Consider the following 20,466-nt stretch of genomic DNA (forward strand, 5'->3'; position numbering starts at 1 on the left):
ACGGCGAAACCGCCGAGCCTGATTGCTCAGTCGTCGTCCTGCGAATCGGCGATGTGGTTCAGCGCGGCGGCGTTGGTGATGCGCAAGCCACCGCGCTTGATGGCGATCATCTGCCGGCTGCGCCAGTCGTTCAGCGTCTTGTTGACGGATTCGCGCGTCGCGCCGAGGAATTCGCCGAGCTCCGACTGCGAAATCGGAATCCAGCCGGCGCTGTCCGCCATGACGCCGCTCAGGAACACCAGCCGCTTTGCCAGCCTGGCCTCGATGCCGAAAAAGGCCTGGTCGCCCAGCTCGCCGCTGACCCAGCGCAGCCGCGTGCACAGCAATTCGATCATCGCGCGGGCCAGGGGCGGATTTTTCTCAATGCGGTCAAAGAGTTGTGTCCGGCTCAGCGAAACCAGCTCGCAGGGGGTGAGGCAGATGGCGGTTGCCGTGCGCGGGCGCCCGTCCAGCGCCCCGATCTCTCCTACGAGGCTGCGCGACAGCTCGATATTGGCCACCAGCTTTTGCCCGCCGGGCGAATAGATCGAAATCTCGACGGTGCCGCTCATCACGCCATAGATGCGGTCGGACGCATCCTCCTGGACGAACAAATGCTGGCCGGCCGCATAGCGCTCCAGCTTGCAGCCGCCGAACAGCAGGTCGAACTGGCGCGGGTCGATGCGCGCCAGGCGCGGCAGGTTCCTGTCGTCCGCGCCATTTGTAGCCATGATACGATTCCGCCTCTCGTTAGACGGAAATTGTAGGATAAGTGCGTGCTCGATCAAAGCGTCGTCTCCTTCTGTGGTGGCTTGCTGAATTCTCGGGGTGACGGACGGAAGACCAAATTCACGCCTGACACGCCGAAATCGGATAAGCCGGCAAACGTAAGGAGACCGGGCGCACTGGCGGTTGCGGGCCGATCCTTGGAACGCCGTCCGCGCGCTTGGGTGGGAGGTGCCCATGCGCGCAGACAGCAAACCTGAAAATGGCTAGGTGATCGAAATTTCTCCTCGATAACCGCATCCAATCGCAGTCCGGCAGCAGCTTCGGACGCCGCAGTCAGCTAGGGCCGTCGATGCCGCCGTTGCGACATCCGAGCGCAAGCCCTGTCCGAAGTATGTGAAGATGCTCACAGATATGCGCGCCGGGCGGACCGATGGTTATTTTGGAATGCATGGTTCACGCTTGGATCAATCTTTGCCTTGCAGCCGGCATGATTGCCTAGTCGGCAAAGAGATCAGTCGAAGCGTGGTTGGAACCTTGGCTTGACTGTAGCGGGCGGTCGGCGCCATGGTTCATCTTGGGAGAGGGACGCCGTGGCAGCCGCGAAGGGACTCCTTGTAAAGGTTCGTGGCGACGGCGCGGCGCTCTCGGTGCGAGGCGGGCCGCCGCGGATTGGCGGGATCGAAGCCGAGCCGATCCTTACTCTCCCGCCTGGCGCTGTAAGCGCCGGTACGGCCGCGGCCGCGGACCGCGGCGCCACCTGGCTGCGCTTGGCCACGGATGCAGCCGAAGCAGACAATCCCTGGGACCAGGCTCACGATCTTGTCGCCCGGACTCCGGCGCTGGCCGCCGCGGGGAGCGAGGTGCTCGCGGTCGAGCCCGATATCATGCAGCAATGGGATTACAGGAACAGCGCTGGCGATCGCGGCATGGCGGCGAGCGCGGCTCCGACATGTACTTTCGACGACCAGGATCCGAGCGGTGGACAAGCGACGGTGTCAGGCCGGGTCGCATGGAATGCCGCGCCGGACTTCAGCCAGTTCAAGGCCGCGCGCGAAAGCGTCGGCGCCAAGCAGGCCAACATCACCATCGCGCATCTCGATACCGGTTTCGATCCCGGTCACGAAACCCTTCCAGTAGGACTTCTTACAGCGCAGCAGCGCAATTTCGTCGACGACGGGATCGGCCCGAACAACGCGACCGACCACGCTCCGGCCGGCACGCTGACCAGCAATCGCGGCCATGGAACCGGCACCCTCAGCCTGCTGGCCGGCAACAAGCTCGACGGCACGTCGCCGCACTGGCCGGGCTTCACCGACTTCGTCGGCGGCGCGCCACTGGCGAAGATCCTGCCGGTGCGCATCGCAGACTGGGTGGTGCGGCTGACCACCGGCACCATGGTGCAAGGCATCGACTACGCGCGCCAGCAGGGCGCGCAGGTATTGTCGATGAGCATGGGCGGCCTCGCCTCGCAGGCTCTGGTCGACGCCGTCAACCTTGCCTACGACCACGGCGTGGTCATGGTCACGGCGGCCGGCAACAATTTCACCATCACGCCGACCAGCATCGTTTATCCCGCGCGCTACAACCGGGTGCTTGCGGCCTGCGGCGTGATGAGCGACGGGCGTGCCTATGCCGGGCTCGCCTTCGGCATCATGCAAGGCAATTACGGGCCGCCTTCGAAGATGAGCACGGCGCTGGGAGCCTACACACCGAACGTGCCTTGGGCCGAAATCGACTGTCGCAAGGTGGTCGACATGGACGGCAACGGCACCTCGGCCGCTACCCCCCAGGTCGCTGCCGCGGCCGCTCTGTGGCTGGCCGAGCATTGGGACGTGGTGAAGAATTATCCCCAGCCATGGATGCGGATCGAGGCGGTCCGCAAGGCGTTGTTCGCGAAGGCCTTGAAATCGACGGCCAAGATGAATGCGGTGGAGACGAAGGAGAAGATCGGGCAGGGCGTCTTGCGGGCCTTCGATGCGCTGGGCTTCCCGCCGCCGGCGGCGAACAGCCTGACGAAGCTCGCTCGAGCCACCTACACATGGAGCTGGCTGGACCTTTTGACCGGCGGGAATTCGTTGGCGGCGCTCCCGCCTGCGACGCTTCGGCAGCGAATGATGTTTGCGCTGGAACTGACGCAGATGGCGCAAGCTGCGGCGACAATCGAACAGGCGATCGCCGACCCGGATGGCGATCCGGGCAATATTTCGGCCGCGGCACGAAACCGCTACCTCGAAGCGGCGCTCGACCAGGGCAACCCGTCGAAGCCGCTGAAGGCGTTTCTGGAAGGTTTGCTCGGACGGCCGGGCGCCAGCGTAGCGGTTCCGGCGCCGGTCATGGACCCCGCGTCGGCCATCAAGCGCAAGCCCCGGCCGCTGCCGCCGCCGCAACGGCGCCTGCGCATTTACGCGCTCGATCCGTCGGTGGCGAAACGGCTGGATTCGGTTTCGGTTTATCAGGCGATGCTTTCGGTGCCGTGGGACGACGAACCGGCGACGGACAGGCCTTTGCTGCCGGGGCCGATCGGCGAATATCTCGAGGTGGTCGATGTCGACCCCGCGTCCGACCGCGTCTACGATCCGGTAGACCTCAACGACAAGGTGCTTCTGGCGCAGGACGGCCTGCCGCCTTCGGAGGGCAATCCCAAATTCCACCAGCAGATGGTCTACGCCGTCGCCATGACCACGATCGGCCATTTCGAGCGCGCGCTTGGCCGGCGGGCGTTGTGGGCGCCGCACTACGCCGAGGCTCCCGGCCGCAGCGGCGACATGACTGTGAAGGCGCATTACGTGCCGCGCCTGCGCATCTATCCGCATGCGTTGCGCGCCGAGAATGCCTATTACAGCCCGGAAAAGAAGGCGCTGCTGTTCGGCTATTTCCCGGCGACCAGCAACGAGGGCGACGTTACCACGCCCGGAACGACGGTGTTTTCGTGTCTGTCCAGCGACATCGTCGCGCATGAGATGTCGCATGCGCTGCTCGACGGGCTGCACCGCCGCTTCCAGGAAGCGTCCAACCCGGACGTGCCGGCCTTCCACGAGGCCTTCGCCGACATCGTCGCGCTGTTCCAGCATTTCACGCTGAAGGAACTGGTCAGCTTCGAGATCGGCAAGGCGAGGGGCGAATTGTCGGCCGCCTCGCTGCTTTCCGGTATCGCCAAGCAGTTCGGCGAGGGCAGCGGCCGGGCCGGGCCGTTGCGCGAATATGGCGGCGCCGGCATGGCCGATCTCGACTACGACAAGACCTTCGAGGCGCATGACCGGGGCTCGATCCTGGTCTTCGCCGTCTACCAAGCGTTCCTGGCGATCACCGATCGGCGGACCGACGATCTAATCCAGCTTGCCACCGGCGGCTCCGGCATCCTGCCGGCGGGAACCTTGCATCCGAGCCTGGTCGAACGCCTGACCGACGAGGTCGCCAAGACCGCAAGGCAAATGCTGACCATGTGCATCCGCGCGCTCGACTATTGCCCTTCCGTCGACATCACCTTCGGCGAATATCTGCGCGCGCTGATCACCGCCGACCGCGACGCCTATCCGGACGATCCGCTGCACTACCGTCTGGCTTTCCTGGAATCGTTCCGCAAATGGAAGCTCTTGCCGCGCGACGTGCGCACCATCTCGGAGGAGACGCTCGCCTGGAGCGCGCCGGAGGATCCGTCGCCGGCCTGGCTCAAGGGGTTGCTCAGCAGGATCGACCTCGGCTGGAACCAGAAATTGAAGCGGGCTGAGATCTTCGCGCTCAACGACAAGAACCGCTACACGCTGTGGAAGGCGATGCACGAGACCTTCGCCTCCAACCCGGACCTCTACAAGCAGTTCGGCCTGCTGCCAGATCTGCCGCGCTACAATGAGGACGGGACGGTCATGCACGCGCCGAAGAAAGGCGAGACGACCTTCGACATCTACAGCGTGCGCCCGACGCGCCGCGTCGAGCCGGACGGCTCGTTCCGCGTCGAGGTCGTGGCGGTCATCCAGCAGCGGATTCCAGTCGCGCTGGACGGTGCGGCGATGCCGCAAGGCATGGCCAAGGGCGACGGCTTCTTCTGGTTCCGGGGCGGCGCCACCATCATCATAGACCCGCGCGAGGGTTTCGAGGAGATCCGCTACTCGATCATCAAGAACACCGGCAGCGCGGACCGGCAGAAGCGTCAGGCCGGGACTATGGCCGCCAATTACCTGTCGCCGCTCAGAGCGCTCTATTTCGGCGGCGAAGTGTCGGAGCCCTTTGCCCTGCTGCATGCCAGCGATGGAGACGACGACCATGTCTAGAAAGCCGGCGACGAGGACAAGGCCGGCAAAAGCGGCTGCTGCGCCGGCATCGGGCGCCACCGTCCGGCATTACTGCCAGGGCATCGGCGACTGCCATCTGCTTACCTTCAAGAAGCCGGATGGAAAGCCATTCCGCATGCTCATCGATTGCGGCATCCATGTCTCGATCGCGGGCGGTCCGGCGCTGGTCGGCGACATCGTCGCCGACATCAGGAAGGAGACCGGCGGCAAGATCGACATCCTCGTCGTCACGCACGAACACTGGGACCATGTCTCCGGGTTCCTGACGGCGAAGGATCTTTTCAAGGATTTCGTAGTCGCCGATGTCTGGATGGCGTGGACCGAAAATCCCGCCGACGCCGAGGCGGCGGAACTCGACAAGTTCGAGGGCCAGGCAATCGCCGCGCTGCAGGGCGTGGGCCAGAAGCTCGATGGGATGCAAGGGCTCAGTTCCTACATGGCCGGCGTTCGCGACGGCCTGCAGTCCGTGCTTGGCTTCCAGTTCGGCGCCGCCGGCGAGCGGGTGCGTTCGGCCCGCGACGCGGCGGCCAGGCTTTCGCAAAAACCGTCGCCGACCTATTTCGAGCCCGGCGGACCGCCGGTGACGATCGACGCATTGCCCAACCTTCGCGTCTATGTGTTGGGCCCGCCGCGCGACAAGGCGGCGCTGCGGCTGGAGGAGAAGGCGAGCGAGATGTTCCCGCTGGCCAGCGGCGGTCCGTTCGCGCGGGCGCTGACGAGCGGCCTCAAGATGAACGATGCGGCCGACGCCGGCTATGTCGACGAGCTCAGTCCGTTCGAACGCAATGTCGGCACGCCGCTTTCCGCGGCGCTGAACGGCGACAAGGGCAGCGACCCGGCCGTCGATGTCGCCACCTTCGTCCGCAAGCATTATTCCGGGCCGGTTTCGGCCGCTGCATCCATGGAAGACCGCGACCAGTCCTGGCGGCGCATCGACGCCGACTGGATGGGGATCGCCGCCGACCTTGCCCTGCAGCTCGACCGCGGCGTCAACAACACCAGCCTGGTGCTGGCCTTCGAGTTCATCGACAGCGGCCGGGTTCTCCTGTTCCCCGGCGACGCCCAGATCGGCAACTGGCTGAGCTGGAAGGATCTGAAATGGCCAGTGGGGCAGGGCACCGTCACATCAGCCGATCTTCTGGCACGCGCCGTCTATCTCAAGGTCGCGCATCACGGAAGCCAGAACGCCACGCCCCAGAAACAGGGTTTTGACCTTCTGACGAGCAGCGACCTGTCGGCTTTCATCCCCACCAACAAGAACGATGCCTTGAAAGTGCATTGGGGCGAGATGCCCTATGACGGTATCCTGACCGCGCTGGATGCAAAGACCAAGGGCCGCGTCATCCGCGCCGACGATCCATGGCTGGCCGACAAGAACGGAAAGCCGGCTTTTGCCGCGCCGTCCGGCTCGATCCAGGCGGTGCGCAGTCTGCCGCGCGATGCGGCACGCGGACCAGGCGGACTGTGGGTCGAGGTGGAACTGGTCTAGGACCACCGGAGCGCCGCCGCGCGGCAGGCGCCGATCAGTCCGGCTTCAAGGCCGATTGCGAAAAATCAAAAACCGCTCTATGGAGCGAACGGCTGAGTGAGGGCGGCCACTCGACACATTGCACAAGGTCGCCCCATGCCCGATGCATTCTCACGCGTCATCGCCTTCCTTGCCGTGGTCACGGCCCTTTTGTTTGCCGGGCTGCATTTCCACCAAGGCCACATCATCGCCACGCTCTATTTCATGACCGGCGCCATTCTGGTGACGGCTGTGACGCGCATGAATGTGCGCAGAGGGTTGATTTAGAGCCTTAACCGGTTCGGCTCGGCAGTCGTTCGAAGATCGTCGGCACATCGCCTTGACTTCGAGAGCTTGCCTACCTTATATCGCGGCTCGCTTCGGCCTTCGGGCAAAGAGCGGGCGATTAGCTCAGCGGGAGAGCACACCCTTCACACGGGTGGGGTCGCAGGTTCAATCCCTGCATCGCCCACCATCCAACAGCTTGATAATGTTGGATGAATGGCCCGGCGAATTCTTCGACAATTGCACTGGGGAAGCCGGCTCAGCGCGCCGCCGCGATCAGCCGCTCGGCCAGGTCCGGCGTCAGCGTGTCGAAATGCGAGATCACCAGCGTGGGTTCGAATTCGCGCACATGGCGGTCGGTGTAGCCGAAATCGACCGCGACCACCGGAATGCCGGCTGCCTTGGCGGTGTCGATGTCGGTTTGCGAATCGCCGATCATCAAGGCGTTCTCCGCATCGCCGCCGGCCAGCCGGATCGTCTCGGTGAGATGGCGCGGGTCAGGCTTGCGGAAGGCGAAAGTGTCCTGGCCGCAGATCGCGGCAAAGTATTTTGACAGGCCCAGCGCGCCGATCAGCGCCGCGGAATTGGCCTCGTATTTGTTGGTGCAGACCGCCATCAGGTAGCCGGCGGCCTGAAAACGATCGAGCGCGGCAACGACGCCGGGATAGGGGCGGGATTTGCCGGGAATGTTCAGCGTGTAATGGTCGAGGAACAGGTTCAGCAGCCGGTCGTGCTCTTCCGCCACCAGCGCCTTGTTCTGCGCGGCATGCGCGCGTTCGATCATGACGCGCCCGCCATGGCCGACGAAGCGCCGGAAACCGGCTTCGTCGACAGCGGCGAGGTCGCTTGCCGCCAGGCTGTGATTGAGGCTGTCGAGCAGGTCCGGCGCCGTATCGACCAGCGTTCCATCCAGGTCGAAGACGATGATCGGGCTCGGCATGGCGCGTTCCTGTAGCGATTGAATTGCCGCAGCCGATACAGGTTGGGCCCGGTTCAAGCAAGAAGCCTCGATCGGTCCACAGAGCCTTTGAGAGCGGCCCTTTGACGGGACAGGCAAAAATGCTAGGAGGCGCGCGAAACCGGCGAAATCGGGGCTCCCCATGGATGCAAGGCAGTTGAAGGTCGAAGCCGCGCGGGCCGCGCTCGCCCATGTCGGCGACGGCATGCGCCTCGGCATCGGCACCGGCACCACGGCGGAAGAATTCGTGCGGCTGCTGGCCGAGAAGGTTGCGACCGGCCTCAAGGTCATTGGCGTGCCGACTTCCGAGCGCACCGCGGCGCTCTGCCGCGAACTCGGCGTGCCGCTGTCTACACTGGAAGAAACGCCGGAACTCGACCTCACCATCGACGGCGCCGACGAGGTCGATCCGGACCTGACCCTGATCAAGGGTGGCGGCGGCGCACTACTGCGCGAGAAAATCGTCGCGGCGGCGTCCGATCGCATGATCGTCATCGCCGACAAATCCAAGATGGTCGGGACGCTCGGCCGGTTCCCGCTGCCGATCGAGGTCAACAAATTCGGCCTGCGCGCCACCGAGATCGCGGTTCGAGCCGCCGCGGCAGAGCTCGGCCTTTCCGGCCCGGTTACATTGAGGATGACGGGGGGCCAGCCATTTGTTACAGACGGCGGCCACTTTATCCTCGATGCATCTTTTGGCCGCATTCCGGATACAAGAGCGCTGTCGAATGCTCTCTTCGCCATTCCAGGCGTTGTCGAGCACGGTCTATTCATCGGGCTGGCGTCAACGGCCATCATCGCCGGCGGCGACGGTATCGAAACCGTCCATGCAGCCTGAAACCAGGGAGTTCTATCGACCATGATGTTGCCTAAACGAGTTCGCCGCTTTTCGATGCTTCTGGCGGCCTCGGCCGCCCTTGCGCTGTCTTCGCCGGTGTTCGCGCAGGATGTCAGCGAATCGCATCTGAAGGCGGCGCGCGCGGCCGTCGCGGCGATCCATGCCACGGACACGTTCGACAACATCCTGCCGCAGGCGGCCGGCGCGCTCGAGGCGCAGCTCATCCAGAAGAACCCCGACATGCAGGAGCTGATCGGCAAGACCGTGGCCGAGAAAGCGCTCAGCCTCGCCTCGCGGCGCGCCGATCTCGAAAAAGAAGCAGCACTTGCCTATGCCAAGGTGTTTTCCGAGCAGGAGCTCAACGACATTGCCACCTTCTACAGCTCGGAAGCCGGCAAGAAGCTGCTGGACAGCGGTCCCGCGGTGACGCGCGACCTCGTGAAGGCCGCCGACATCTGGCAGAACGGCGTCGCCCGCGACCTCGCCCAGCAGGTCGGCGAAACGATCGCCGCCGCCGCCAAGGCCGCGGCGCCGGCAGCACCGGCTCCGGACGCCACCGCGCCCGCCGATGGTTCCGCTCCCGCCGACAATTCGACCCCGGCGGACGACTCGCAGAACTGATCCCAGTCAATCCGCCGACGGCGGCTGGACCACAAAGCCCGGGTTTGCCCGGGCTTTTCTTTTGCCGCTTTGCAGCCTACCTGTGACCCGTCTTTCTCATCCGCAGGAGCCCACGCGATGGCCGGTTATGACTATGATTTGTTCGTCATCGGCGGCGGCTCCGGCGGGGTGAGGGCGGCCCGGGTGGCGGCGGCCCTCGGCAAGCGCGTCGCCGTCGCGGAGGAGTACCGTTTCGGCGGCACCTGCGTCATCCGCGGCTGCGTGCCGAAGAAGCTCTATGTTTATGCCTCGCAATTTCCCGAGCATTTCGCCGACGCTACCGGCTATGGGTGGACGGTGCCCGAGGCAAGCTTCGATTGGCAGACGCTGGTCGCCAACAAGGACAAGGAGATCGCGCGGCTCGAGGCGATCTACAAGAAGAATGTCGAGGGCTCCGGCGGCGAGACCTTTCATTCGCGCGCAGTGCTCGTCGACCAGCACAGCATCTATCTGGTTGCCGAGGACCGCACGGTCAGCGCCGACCAGATCCTGATCGCCACTGGCGGCCGGCCGGCGCCGCATCCGGCGCTGTCAGGCCACGAATACTGCATCTTCTCCAACGAGGCCTTCGATCTCAAGGAGCTGCCGAAGGCGATCATGATCGAGGGCGGCGGCTACATCGCTGTCGAATTCGCCAACATCTTCCACGGCCTGGGCGTCGACACCACGCTGGTCTATCGCGGCCAGGAGATCCTGAGCCGCTTCGACATGGATTTGCGCCGCTCGCTGCATGAGACAATGGAGAAAAAGGGCATCAGGATCCTCTGCCCCACCGTTTCGGAATGGGTGCGCAAGACCTCGGAGGGCCGGCTCGACGTGCTGCTGTCTTCCGGCCAAACCCTGACGGTCGACCAGGTCATGCTGGCGATCGGGCGTATTCCCAATACCGAGAATATGGGCCTGGAGGGCGTCGGTATCGAACTCAGCAAGACGGGTGCGATCGTGGTCGACCAATATTCGCGCACCAATGTCGACAACATCTGGGCGATCGGCGACGTCACTCATCGCGTGCAACTGACGCCGGTCGCCATCCACGAGGCGATGTGCTTCGTCGAGACGGCCTTCAAGGACAACCCGACCGCGCCGGATCACGACACCATTCCGACCGCGGTGTTCTCGCAGCCGGAGATCGGCACCGTCGGCCTGTCGGAGGACGATGCGATCAAGCGCTATCCCGATGTCGAGATTTATCGCGCATCGTTCCGTCCGATGCGGCACACGCTGTCCGGCCGCGACGAGAAGATGCTGATGAAGCTGGTGGTCGACGGCGCGTCAAGGAAGGTGATCGGCGCCCATATTCTAGGCCCCGATGCCGGCGAGATGGCGCAGCTTCTCGGCATTCCGCTGAAGGCAGGCCTGACCAAGGACGATTTCGACCGCACCATGGCCGTGCATCCGACGGCGGCCGAGGAATTGGTGACGATGTACAAGCCGACCTATCGCGTGAAGAACGGCGAACGCGTCTGACATTTCAGGATTTCAGGGAGCCTGCGATGTCCGCCACCGCCGCGCCGCTGGACCGCAATTTCGCCCGGCGCGTCGATCAGGTCGTGGATGGCGCGATCGAGGAGCGCCGTATCGTCGGCACGGTCGTTCTCGTCGCCCGGCGCGGCGAGATCCTTTATGGCCGCGCAGCCGGGGTCGCCGACCGCGAGGCGAACGAGCCGATGCGACAGGACGCGATCTTCCGCCTGGCCTCGGTGACCAAGCCGGCCGTCGCCACCGCGGCGCTTGCCTTGGTCGAGGCTGGCGTGATCGATCTTGCCGATCCGGTGACGAAATTCATACCCGAGTTCCGACCGAAGCTTGCCGACGGCAGCGAACCCGCCTTGACCATCCGGCATTTGCTCACCCATACAGCCGGCCTCGATTACGGCTTTCGCCAGCCCGCCGGCGGTCCTTATCAACGGGCCGGCATCTCGGATGGCCTCGACCAGCCGGGCCTTTCCATGACCGAGAACCTCCGCCGCATCGCCTCGGTGCCGCTGTCCTTCGCGCCGGGCGCGGGCTGGGGCTATTCGGTGGCGATGGACGTCCTGGGGGAGGCGATGGCGAGAGCCGCGGGCGAGACCTTGCCGGACCTTGCCGAGCGCCTGGTCGCCAGGCCTCTCGGTATGAGCGACACGGCTTTTGCCGTCCGTGACCGGGCCCGGCTGGTGACGCCTTACGCGGACGGCCCCGGCGGGGCAGTCGCCATGGGCGAGCATCATCTCGTGCCTTTCGGCGATGGCGCCATCTCGTTCACGCCCGGGCGCACTTTCGATCCCGCTTCCTTCGCATCCGGCGGCACCGGCATGAACGGAACGGCCGGCGATGTCCTGAAGCTGCTCGAAGCGCTGCGGCGCGGAGACGGGACGGTCATCCGCCCCGAGACGGCAACGGCGATGACCAGGGATGCGATCACAGGTCTGAAGACGACCATGCCGGGCTGGGGCTGGGGTCTGGGATTTGGCGTGTTGCGCGACCCGGTGGCGGCGACGACGCCGCAGGCTCCGGGCACCTGGCGATGGGGCGGCGTCTACGGCCATTCCTGGTTCGTCGATCCGACGCTCGAGCTGACGGTGGTGGCGCTTACCAACACGGCGATCGCCGGCATGATGGGCGCCTTCCCGGACGCGCTGCGCGACGCGATCTACGGCCGCCAGGCCGGATGACGGAGACAACCCGCCGCCGTCAAATACCGGCGGCGGGTAAAGTTTTCAGGCCTACAGCAACGTGCCGCGCAGGATCACCAGCGCCACCGAGAAGTAGATGACCAGCCCGGTGACATCGACCAGCGTGGCGACGAACGGCGCCGAGGCGCTTGCCGGGTCGAAGCCGATGCGCTTCAGCGCGAAGGGCAGCATCGATCCCGACAGCGAGCCGAAGGTGACGATGCCGACCAGAGCCGCGCCCACCGTCGCCGCAATCAGCATCCAGTGCGGACCGTAGTCGTAGAAGCCGAAATACTGCCAGAGCGCGATGCGGCAGATGCCAACAATGCCGAGGATCGAGCCGAGCACCATCCCGGTCGGCAGCTCGCGCAGCGCCACCCACCACCAGTCGCGCAGCCCGATCTCGCGCAGCGCCAGCGCGCGGATGACGAGCGACGTCGCCTGCGAGCCAGAATTGCCGCCGGAGCTCATGATAAGCGGGATGAACAGCGTCAACACGATCGCCTTTTCCAGCTCGCTCTCGTAGCTCTGCATGGCGTTGGCCGTAAGCATCTCGCTGAGGAACAGCGCGCAGAGCCAGCCGGCCCGCTTCTGGATCATGGCGAGGAAGCTCATCTTCATATAGGGCTCGTCGAGCGCCTCCATGCCGCCGAAACGATGCACGTCCTCGGTCGTCTCCTCGATCATCGTGTCGATGATGTCGTCGACGGTGACGATGCCGAGGATCCTGCCATGGTCGACCACCGGCAAGGCGAGCAGGTCGTATTTCGAGATCGTCTGCGCCAGGTTCTCGCGATCGGTGAGCGGCGTCACCGTCACCGGCACGCGATCGGGCGCTACCGACAGGATCGGATCCTCCGGGTTGCCGGTGATCAGCCGGCGCAGTCCGGTAGAACGCAGCAGGAGCTGCGTCTCCGGATCGACGATGTAGATGGCGTAGATGGTTTCGCGGGTGCGCTCGACCTTGCGGATGTAGTCGAGCGTGCGCCCAACGGTCCAGTCCGAAGGCACGCTGACGAATTCCGTCGTCATGATCGAGGCAGCACTGCCTTCCGGATAGCCAAGGATGGATAGCAGCGTCGCGCGCAGCGGCGTGGCCAAGGCGCCGAGCAACTCCGAGCGGGCCGGCTCATCCAACTCGCGCAGAATGTCGGCCGCGCGGTCGACCGACATGGCGGTCAAAAGCTTGCTTGCCTTGGGGCGGGGCAGGGCTTCGGCGAGCTCGGGCGCTGCTTCGAGCTCCGGCTGGTCGAAAATCTCGACCAGCCGCTCGAACGGCACGGCGCAAAGCAGCTCGATGGCCGTCTCGCGGGGTTCGTGGTTGAGGGCTTCGACGACGTCGGCGACGTGATCGTTGGCAAGAACACGGGCGACGGCGGTTGCTTCGTCGTCCAATACGGGGGCGAATTCGTTCATGGCTCACTCCTTGCCGTCCGGCAGGACGTGAGCCATCAGGTCACGTCAGGGCGGACGGCGGTTGCGTTCGACTGTGACTGTCGCCAGGCATGGCGCGTTGACCTTTCTGCTCGCCGGGTTCGAGTTTGAATTTGGCGAGCGGGCGCAACATAGGAGCGCTTTTTGCCGAGTCAATTGTCAAAAGCTCGGAAATCGGGTGAGGGGAGGTCGGATCGCGAGACTGTGATCGGCAGCCGCAGCAGCCAAGCCATGGAAGCAGGTAAAAGCTTGGCCTGACTGCTATTTCTGCTTCAGCCGGCGGAACCGCAGCCATTTGTCCTCGGCCGGCCGCGGCGGCTGGGTGAGGATGGTGGTGAGCTCGCGCGGCAGGCTGGGAGCGAGCGGCTTCTTGGTGGCGACGCCGTCAGCGATCGCGACCACGCTGTGGTAGAAATCCTCGCCCGTAAGCGAGCGCGGTGGCACTGCCTCATGCATGACGCTGATGACGGTGACGTTCGCGCAATTGTCCTTGATCGCCTGGTGGAAGGCGATCTTGCCTTCGGGATCGAGCGCGCCGGTCGCCTCGTCGAGGAACAGAAGTCCGGGCTGCCGCAGGATGATGCGGGCGACCACCAGCTTCTGCTTCTGGCCGCCCGAAAGCACCTGGTCCCAGACCTTGCCCTCACGGCTCTCGTCGGCCAGGTGCCCGATGAAGTCGCCGAGACCGGCTTTATGCAGGGCTGCGGCGACCTGCGTGTCGCTATGGTCGTTCTCGGAACCCGGCAGGCAGACGAGCTGCTTTAGCGAGACCTGCTGCAGCTTGACCTCCTGGGCGGCGTAGAAGCTCGTCACGCCTTCCGGGAAAACGATGGTGCCGCGGCCATATGGCCACAAGCCATTGATCGCCTTGATGAGCGAAGTCTTGCCGCAGCCGGACTCACCCTTGAGGAAGGTCCATTCGCCGCGACGGAAACGCAGATTGGCGGCGCTGAGGAAGGGCGTCGCATCTTCGCCCTGATGCGCCAGCTCGAGCTTCTGAATGGTGAGGCCGAACACGGGGTTCTGGGTGGCGTAGCTGAAGTCGGAGCGGCCGGTCTGCTGATAGAATTCCTGCGGGTGCTGGACGTTCTCGATGGCGTTGGCGAGTTCGGTGACGCGCTGGCTGTTGGCCCGCAGCGTGGCAATCGCCGGCATCACATGGATGAACCACGAACACTGGCTGATCAATTGGGCGACCATTTCGGAGCCGGTGATGTAGCCCTTGTAGTCGAGGCGGTTGTGGATGAACGACACGAGGCCGGGCGAGTAGGCAACGATGCGGGCACCGACGAAATTGTAGATCAGCTCGAACGACGTGTAGCTGGTGTTGACGATGTTGAGCCGCCCCCATGTCTTGTCGATATCGACATAGAGCCGGTCATGCATCGACTTCTGCACGCCCTCGCCATGCGAGGCGGCGACGTGGAAGCTGCGGCGCAGGAATGTCGTCAGTTCGCTGCGGTAGCTGCCCTCGGCCTGCTGCATGCGCACATTGAGCCGCTCGAGCAGGCGCCCGAGCTTGACCGCGATCCAGGTGTTCAGCGGCACATAGATGGCGACGGCAAGGAATGCCAGCACCGCGGTGCCGTAGCTGCCCAGGAATTCCAGGCCCTTGACCTCGACCGAGGACCCGATCAGGTTTTCACCGATGAAATAGAGCGAAGTCGCGACACCCAGCACGCCCATGGCAAGCCCGATGGCGCCGCCGGTCATGTCCTTGATCGATTCCTGGATACGCTGGTCGATGTTGTCCGGAGCGACGATGCCGCCGGCCGCCGAACCGTGCTGGGCGTGGAAATGGGTATGGTTGCCGTCGAGCAGGGCCTGGTTGAACTGGTTGTTCAGCCAACCCCGCCATTTGCGATGCAAGGTCGTTGAAACGAGATTGCGCACGCCGGTGAAGCCGGCATCCTTCAGCACGACCAGCAGCACCAATATGCCGGCATTGGTCAGGATGGTCTGCAACGGATGGGTGTTGGCGGCGTCGTGGAGAAAGGCGATCGAATTGCCCAATTCGCCCAACGCCACGGCAAACCAGACGCCAGCCTTGCTGGACAATGCCGTCAGCAGCGCAATGACGACGGTGAGGGTCCAAGCTTCCTTCCACCGGTTGGAGAACCAGTAGGCTCGCATCAGCCCCCAGAATGTACGCATCGACGATACCGGCGTGAGGGACGAGGTCTTTGCCTCGCTGGATGTTTGCTCCGGTACTGTACGTTGCGGTCTACCGACCCAAGTCACGATCCCGCCCAAACCTTTCTAGTTTTGTTACACATGGTAACACCAATTGATCATTTTCCATTAATTTTCTGCCGGCGAATGTGAACAGGGTTACCCGCCGTGGCCCGAGGGCAACAGAAAGGCCACGCCGAGGGGGCGCCTATCGAGCTGATTTCGTCTTTTATTCCAGCGCGTTAAAGACGATTGCGCCAGTCGGCGGCACCCTTCCCTTGGGGAAGTGGAAAACACGGGTTTGTGAATGGAAAAGAGGTATCCGTGGGCCGGGATGGCTACTGGGCGGTGACCGGAATACCCGAAAACTTGCCGTCAATGAGATCTTCGGGCTTGCCCGATTCGTCTTTTCCCGACGCGCTGAAACGACCGGAAACGGTCTTTGCGGCGGGATCGTATTTGTCGACGACGATCTCGCCGCTGGCGAAGCGGACATGGCCGACCATGGCGCCGGAATCGAGAATGTTGAAGCTGGCGCTGTTCGCGGACGACCCGGTCTTGAGCGGATAGGTGCCGGCAAAGTCGTTCGGATCCTTCAAAACCAGCATCGAATTGAAGGTCATGGTCGGCGAGCCCTGTTCTGTTCCCGACAGGTTCAAAACCGGCTTGCCGCCCATCTGCATCGTCTGGGCCAGGGTAAAGGACGCCGTCCAGGGTTTGCCTTCGAAGGTCGCCGACATAACGGCTTCCTCGGCCGATACGCGCTGCAACGACAATGGGAGCCCCAGGGCAAAAGGCAAAGAGAGCAGCAACAATGCGCCACGCCTGACTGCCATTTATGTCGCCCTCAAATCAGCCAACCCCCCTCTCAATCCTAGCCCAGCGCCGTGTCCGAGGCGATTCACCAGATCGTGTTCGGCCAGGACGGGCATGATTTTGACAACACGCCGTCCGGCAACATCGGTTGCATTTATACGCCGAAGGGCGGCACCAGCACCTGCCAGCCGCAGAATGGCGGGCCGGAGCTTTCCTGCTCACGCGTCGAGCCCAGCTGCGTCACCGTAATCCTGGGGCCGAAAGGGCCGGCGACGCTGATCAAGAATCCCGGCGAGCAGGGCTGTTGCAGCGACGTGACCAAGCTTGGCTACGGCAACAGCAGGAGCAGGGGGCCGTTTTCCTGTCAGTCGTCGACGAAGGGCTTAAGCTGCACGGGCAGCAATGGCCATGGCTTCTTCCTGAGCAAGGTCAAAGCGACCGCGAAGTAGGAGCACGATTCCAGGAAAAGCGCGCGGCGTCAGGTTGGGCGGCTTCGCGGCAGCCTTCCGCCCCGATTGCGCGGAAGGAGCATTCAGTTCGCGGTTTCGAGCTCGCCGCGCGCCTTGGCCTGGGCCACCTGGCGGATCGCGTCGGCAAGCGTGTCGGCATCCTGCGCGCCCATCACCGCATATTTGCCTTCGAGCAGGAAGCACGGCACGCCGGTGATGCCCATGCGCGAAGCTGTGGCGATCTCGTTGCGGACGGCCTCGACGTCGGCATCGGTCGGCAGCAGCGTTTCGACCACCGAGGCATCCATGCCGGCCTCGCCGGCGGCCTTTATCAGCACCGCGTGGTCGCCGATGTTCACGCCTTCCTCGAAATTCAGCTGGAAGAGGCGGCGCACCAGCCGGTTCTGCACATCTTCACCGGCGGCGCCCGCCCAGCGGATGACGCGATGAGCGTCGAGCGTATTGGCCGCGACCTTGATGGCGCCAAATGCAAAATGGATGCCCTCTGCCTCGCCGAGCGGCTCGATGCGCGCGTGGATCTGTTGGATGCGTTCCTCGCTGCCAAACTTGCCGAGCATGTATTGACGGCGATCCATGCCCGCCGGCGGGATGGTCGGATCGAGCTGGAACGGTCGCCAGCTGACATGCACGTCGACATCGCTTGCAGCAGCAATGGCCTTGTCCAGCCGCTTTTGGCCGATGAAGCACCAGGGGCAGACAACATCGGACACGACATCGACGGTGATGGAGTTCTCGGCGCTCATGCTCGTTTCCTTTTTGGTCCCGATTATGGCTGGACTTTGCCTCAGTTGGGCTTTCGCCACCAGGTCGGCAGCTGATAGCCGAATATGGGGGTCTTTTGCGGATGTTCCAGATAACTCCAGTAAGCGAGCCATTGCTGCGTGTTGTATTGCATCGGCACCAGGTAATTGCCCGAGATCAGCAGCCGGTCGAGCACGCGCACCGCCGCGACATAGTCTTCCTTGGTGCGGCCGTTCAGCATGGCGTCGATCGCGGCGTCGATCGCCGGATCGGCGACGCCGGCGAGATTGAACGATCCTTCTGTCTTCGCGGCGATCGATCCCCAACGGCCGAGCTGCTCGCTGCCGGGCGACAGCGAATTGCTGAAGCCGCTCGCCCCGATCAGAACCTCGAAGTCGAAACGCTGCTTGCGCGACTGGATCTGGTCGCCGTCGAGGGTGCGGATGCCGACGTCGATACCGATCTTCTCCAGCGTGCGCTGGTAGACGGCCGCCAGCCGCTCTTCGTCCTGCGATGAGGTCAGGATCTCGAAGCCGAACGGGTTTCCTTGCGCGTCGAGCATCTTGCCGTCCTGCACGTGGAAGCCGGCGCTCTTCAACAATTCGAAGGCCGCTTTGAGCACCTTGCGATCCTGGCCCGAACCATCCGTCACCGGCGGGCGCCAGGTGCCGTCCATCACATTGGGCGGCACGCGGCCGGGATAGGGTGCAAGCAGCGCCTTTTCACGCTCGTCGGCCGGGTGGCCGAGCGCCGAAAGCTCGGAATTCTGCCAGTAGCTCATGGTGCGGTTGAACTTGCCGCCGAACAGGTTCTTGTTCGTCCATTCGAAGTCGTAGAGCATGCCGAGCGCGCGGCGGACAACGGGATTCTCGAACTTCGGTAGCCGGGTGTTGAACAGGAAGCCGGTCACCACCGGGGGAATGCCGGTGTTGAAATATTCTTCCTTCACATCGCCCTTTCGGAAGGCCGGAAAGTCGATGTCGCGCTCACGCTTGACCGGATCGGTCTCGTCATCGAGGGCGCAGATGCCTTTCTTGAACGCTTCCGTCTTGGCGTTGGCGTTGAGAAAATACTCGATGGTGATCCGGTCGAAATTGTCGAAGCCGCGTTTCGACGGAATGTCCTTGCCCCAATAGTCCGGGTTGCGCTTGAAGACGATGCGCTGCCCCGGCAGCACCTTGTCGACGGTGTAGGGCCCGCTGCCGATCAATGGCTTCAGCGTGGTTCTGTCGAACGTGTCCTTGTCGAAGGCGTGCTTAGGGACGATCGGCGTCAGCGCGACGATCATCGGGAATTCGCGGTTGGCCTTGTCGTTGAACGTGAATTTCACGCTGTGGTCGCCGGTCTTTTCCAGCTTGGCGATCATGCTCATGCGGTCGCTGTAGGGCGGGCGGCCCTTGTCGGTAAAGACGTCATAGGTGAACAGCACGTCCTCCGGAGTCACCGGCTGTCCGTCCGACCATTTTGCGTTGGGGTTGAGATGGAACTCGATCGACTTGCGCTCCGGATCCATGTCGGCGCTGTCGGCAAGCAGTCCGTAAAGACTGAAGGGCTCGTCATAGTTGCGCTGCATCAGCGGCTCGAAGACGAGATTGCCGTAAACGGTATCGATCATGCCGCGCGCCGTCGTGCGCAGGCTTTTCAGGATGAAGGGGTTGAGGTTGTCGAAGGAGCCGACGACGCAATAGGTGACGCTTCCGCCTTTCGGCGCGTCCGGATTGATGTAGTCGAAATGCTGGTAGTCGGGCGGCAGCGCCGGCTCGCCTTGCATGGCAATGCCGTGCTTCGGCTCCGACTGTGCCGGAAGGAGCGAAAGAGCCAGAAACGAGGTCGCGGCGATCAGCCGAACGAGAACGCGGTCCATGACCGTCTCCTTGCCGGGCGGCTTTGTGATTCGCCATGCACCGTAGAGCATTTCGCCACCCGATTGAATCGGTGCCCGATTGGGAATCGGGTTCGGCCGCTCCGGCACCGATCGATGCTCGCCCCCGGGAGAGGAAACCGCGAAGAAATCGCGGAAACCGGGCTGGATTCGACGCCGCTGGCAGTGTAACACGCGCTCCGAAGTCATCCTGTTGCCTCATTTGGGCAACAGGTAGCTGGACCATACGGCACGAAGAAGCCGGTCCCCGGGATCATTTGAGAGGAAAGTGCACCATATGACGATCAACGCGTACCGCCTTTCGGTGCTGGCCGCAGGCGTGGTCGGCGTTCTGGGCGCCGGGCTTTTCACCGCCTCGGCCCAACAGCAGCCGCAGATCCCGCAGGGCTGGTTCAAGGCCTGCACCAAGCAGGAAGACGTCGACATCTGCAATGTGCAGAACATCGTCACCGCCGGCAACGGCCAGCTCGTCACCGGCGTCAGCCTGATCGAGCTCAAGGGCAAGGTGAACCGCAAGGTCTTCCAGGTTACGGTTCCGACCGGCCGCCTCGTCCCTCCGGGCATTGCGCTACAGATCGATGCCGGCAAGGCGCAGAAGCTCGACTATGTGATCTGCTTCCCGGATCGCTGCGTCGCGGAAGTGCCGCTGAGCGACCAGCTCGTCGCTTCCTTCAAGAAGGGGCAGGGGATCACGCTCACGTCGATCAACTTCCAGAACCAGCCGAACCCGATCAAGATCGCGCTCACCGGCTTCAGCGGCGCCTATGACGGCCCGCCGCTGCAGCAGTCGGACATCGAGGACCGGCAGAAGAAGCTGCAGGACTTCGTCGCCAAGAACAATCAGGACTTCGCCAAGAAGCTCAAGGACGAGCAGGACAAGGCCAAGACCGCGAACTGATCGCGGAAGCGTGTTTCTCGGAAAACAAAAAAGCGGGGCAAATGCCCCGCTTCAGACTGCTGACTAACCCCGTCGATTTTCGGCGGGGTTTTGTTTTATGTAATTGAAGAGTTTTGAGAAGTTGGTGTCAGGAGATTTTGACAGGAGGCGCCGA

At 63.7% G+C, this 20,466-nt stretch carries 16 protein-coding genes and 1 tRNA gene; 10 read left to right on the forward strand and 7 right to left on the reverse strand.

From position 1 onward, the window contains the following. Positions 1-26 precede the first annotated feature (26 nt). Complete coding sequence (locus tag FJ418_RS06460; RefSeq protein WP_140642978.1) at positions 27-710, reverse strand: Crp/Fnr family transcriptional regulator; 684 nt, start codon at positions 708-710, stop codon at positions 27-29. 588 nt (positions 711-1,298) lie between these two features. On the opposite strand from FJ418_RS06460, the gene FJ418_RS06465 reads away from it, so the two are divergent. From FJ418_RS06465 to FJ418_RS06475, 4 genes are all read left to right on the forward strand, one after another. Next, positions 1,299-4,976, forward strand: a complete 3,678-nt coding sequence (locus FJ418_RS06465; protein ID WP_140864341.1) for a S8 family serine peptidase — start codon at positions 1,299-1,301, stop codon at positions 4,974-4,976. Beyond that, entirely contained in the window at positions 4,969-6,486 is a 1,518-nt protein-coding gene (locus tag FJ418_RS06470) for an MBL fold metallo-hydrolase (RefSeq protein ID WP_181166856.1), read from the forward strand. The genes FJ418_RS06465 and FJ418_RS06470 overlap by 8 nt, the downstream gene beginning before the upstream one ends. Before the next feature lie 135 nt (positions 6,487-6,621). Beyond that, the gene (locus FJ418_RS31820) at positions 6,622-6,792 is read left to right on the forward strand and encodes a hypothetical protein (RefSeq protein WP_181164840.1); all 171 of its coding nucleotides are present in this window, start codon (positions 6,622-6,624) and stop codon (positions 6,790-6,792) included. A 112-nt stretch (positions 6,793-6,904) separates the two neighbouring features. Beyond that, a tRNA-Val gene (locus FJ418_RS06475) sits at positions 6,905-6,979 on the forward strand. 69 nt (positions 6,980-7,048) lie between these two features. Here the strand turns inward: FJ418_RS06475 and FJ418_RS06480 are convergent. Beyond that, entirely contained in the window at positions 7,049-7,729 is a 681-nt protein-coding gene (locus tag FJ418_RS06480) for a phosphoglycolate phosphatase (protein ID WP_140642561.1), read from the reverse strand. A gap of 160 nt (positions 7,730-7,889) precedes the next feature. Here FJ418_RS06480 and rpiA point away from each other — a divergent pair, with 160 nt between their 5' ends. The 4 genes from rpiA (at position 7,890) to FJ418_RS06500 (ending at position 11,899) form a co-directional block, all read left to right on the forward strand. Then, complete coding sequence (rpiA, locus tag FJ418_RS06485) at positions 7,890-8,585, forward strand: ribose-5-phosphate isomerase RpiA (protein ID WP_140642559.1); 696 nt, start codon at positions 7,890-7,892, stop codon at positions 8,583-8,585. Between the two features lie 21 nt (positions 8,586-8,606). Next, positions 8,607-9,206, forward strand: a complete 600-nt coding sequence (locus FJ418_RS06490; protein ID WP_140642557.1) for a DUF2059 domain-containing protein — start codon at positions 8,607-8,609, stop codon at positions 9,204-9,206. A gap of 117 nt (positions 9,207-9,323) precedes the next feature. Then, positions 9,324-10,712 carry a glutathione-disulfide reductase gene (gene gor, locus FJ418_RS06495; RefSeq protein ID WP_140864345.1) on the forward strand — a complete coding sequence of 463 codons (1,389 nt, stop codon included), beginning with the start codon at positions 9,324-9,326 and terminating at the stop codon, positions 10,710-10,712. Positions 10,713-10,738: 26 nt separating this feature from the next. Beyond that, entirely contained in the window at positions 10,739-11,899 is a 1,161-nt protein-coding gene (locus FJ418_RS06500; RefSeq protein WP_140864347.1) for a serine hydrolase domain-containing protein, read from the forward strand. 51 nt (positions 11,900-11,950) lie between these two features. Here FJ418_RS06500 and mgtE read toward each other — a convergent pair whose 3' ends face one another. The 3 genes from mgtE to FJ418_RS06515 all read right to left on the reverse strand — a co-directional run bounded on the left by mgtE (position 11,951) and on the right by FJ418_RS06515 (position 16,245). Continuing rightward, the gene (gene mgtE, locus FJ418_RS06505) at positions 11,951-13,315 is read right to left on the reverse strand and encodes a magnesium transporter (protein ID WP_140864348.1); all 1,365 of its coding nucleotides are present in this window, start codon (positions 13,313-13,315) and stop codon (positions 11,951-11,953) included. Positions 13,316-13,594: 279 nt separating this feature from the next. Continuing rightward, a complete protein-coding gene (locus FJ418_RS06510; RefSeq protein ID WP_181166857.1) occupies positions 13,595-15,487 on the reverse strand; it encodes an ABC transporter ATP-binding protein/permease in 1,893 nt (630 codons plus the stop codon). Between the two features lie 356 nt (positions 15,488-15,843). Further along, entirely contained in the window at positions 15,844-16,245 is a 402-nt protein-coding gene (locus FJ418_RS06515; RefSeq protein WP_140860837.1) for a DUF6252 family protein, read from the reverse strand. Positions 16,246-16,392: 147 nt separating this feature from the next. Between FJ418_RS06515 and FJ418_RS06520 the strand changes: the two genes are divergently transcribed. Continuing rightward, positions 16,393-16,770 carry a hypothetical protein gene (locus FJ418_RS06520; RefSeq protein WP_246682957.1) on the forward strand — a complete coding sequence of 126 codons (378 nt, stop codon included), beginning with the start codon at positions 16,393-16,395 and terminating at the stop codon, positions 16,768-16,770. Positions 16,771-16,853: 83 nt separating this feature from the next. Here the strand turns inward: FJ418_RS06520 and FJ418_RS06525 are convergent, their stop codons facing one another. Then, positions 16,854-17,534 (reverse strand): DsbA family protein, encoded by a 681-nt coding sequence (locus FJ418_RS06525; RefSeq protein WP_140864350.1) that lies wholly within the window; start codon positions 17,532-17,534, stop codon positions 16,854-16,856. Between the two features lie 41 nt (positions 17,535-17,575). Then, positions 17,576-19,396: an extracellular solute-binding protein gene (locus FJ418_RS06530; RefSeq protein ID WP_140864352.1), complete on the reverse strand. Its 1,821-nt coding sequence runs from the start codon at positions 19,394-19,396 to the stop codon at positions 17,576-17,578. A 295-nt stretch (positions 19,397-19,691) separates the two neighbouring features. Here FJ418_RS06530 and FJ418_RS06535 point away from each other — a divergent pair, with 295 nt between their 5' ends. Further along, positions 19,692-20,312 carry an invasion associated locus B family protein gene (locus tag FJ418_RS06535; RefSeq protein ID WP_095765425.1) on the forward strand — a complete coding sequence of 207 codons (621 nt, stop codon included), beginning with the start codon at positions 19,692-19,694 and terminating at the stop codon, positions 20,310-20,312. The last annotated feature ends 154 nt before the right edge of the window (positions 20,313-20,466 follow it).

The organism is Mesorhizobium sp. B2-8-3, assembly GCF_006440815.1.
Classification (GTDB): Bacteria; Pseudomonadota; Alphaproteobacteria; order Rhizobiales; family Rhizobiaceae; genus Mesorhizobium.

Excerpts from the sequence above, each read along its gene's own strand:
- FJ418_RS06460 (WP_140642978.1), bottom strand. The coding sequence starts at position 710 with ATGGCTACAAATGGCGCGGACGACAGGAACCTGCCGCGCCTGGCGCGC.
- FJ418_RS06470 (WP_181166856.1), top strand. The coding sequence starts at position 4,969 with ATGTCTAGAAAGCCGGCGACGAGGACAAGGCCGGCAAAAGCGGCTGCT.
- FJ418_RS31820 (WP_181164840.1), top strand. The coding sequence starts at position 6,622 with ATGCCCGATGCATTCTCACGCGTCATCGCCTTCCTTGCCGTGGTCACG.
- FJ418_RS06480 (WP_140642561.1), bottom strand. The coding sequence starts at position 7,729 with ATGCCGAGCCCGATCATCGTCTTCGACCTGGATGGAACGCTGGTCGAT.
- rpiA (WP_140642559.1), top strand. The coding sequence starts at position 7,890 with ATGGATGCAAGGCAGTTGAAGGTCGAAGCCGCGCGGGCCGCGCTCGCC.
- FJ418_RS06490 (WP_140642557.1), top strand. The coding sequence starts at position 8,607 with ATGATGTTGCCTAAACGAGTTCGCCGCTTTTCGATGCTTCTGGCGGCC.
- gor (WP_140864345.1), top strand. The coding sequence starts at position 9,324 with ATGGCCGGTTATGACTATGATTTGTTCGTCATCGGCGGCGGCTCCGGC.
- FJ418_RS06500 (WP_140864347.1), top strand. The coding sequence starts at position 10,739 with ATGTCCGCCACCGCCGCGCCGCTGGACCGCAATTTCGCCCGGCGCGTC.
- mgtE (WP_140864348.1), bottom strand. The coding sequence starts at position 13,315 with ATGAACGAATTCGCCCCCGTATTGGACGACGAAGCAACCGCCGTCGCC.
- FJ418_RS06510 (WP_181166857.1), bottom strand. The coding sequence starts at position 15,487 with ATGCGTACATTCTGGGGGCTGATGCGAGCCTACTGGTTCTCCAACCGG.
- FJ418_RS06515 (WP_140860837.1), bottom strand. The coding sequence starts at position 16,245 with ATGTCGGCGACCTTCGAAGGCAAACCCTGGACGGCGTCCTTTACCCTG.
- FJ418_RS06525 (WP_140864350.1), bottom strand. The coding sequence starts at position 17,534 with ATGAGCGCCGAGAACTCCATCACCGTCGATGTCGTGTCCGATGTTGTC.
- FJ418_RS06530 (WP_140864352.1), bottom strand. The coding sequence starts at position 19,396 with ATGGACCGCGTTCTCGTTCGGCTGATCGCCGCGACCTCGTTTCTGGCT.
- FJ418_RS06535 (WP_095765425.1), top strand. The coding sequence starts at position 19,692 with ATGACGATCAACGCGTACCGCCTTTCGGTGCTGGCCGCAGGCGTGGTC.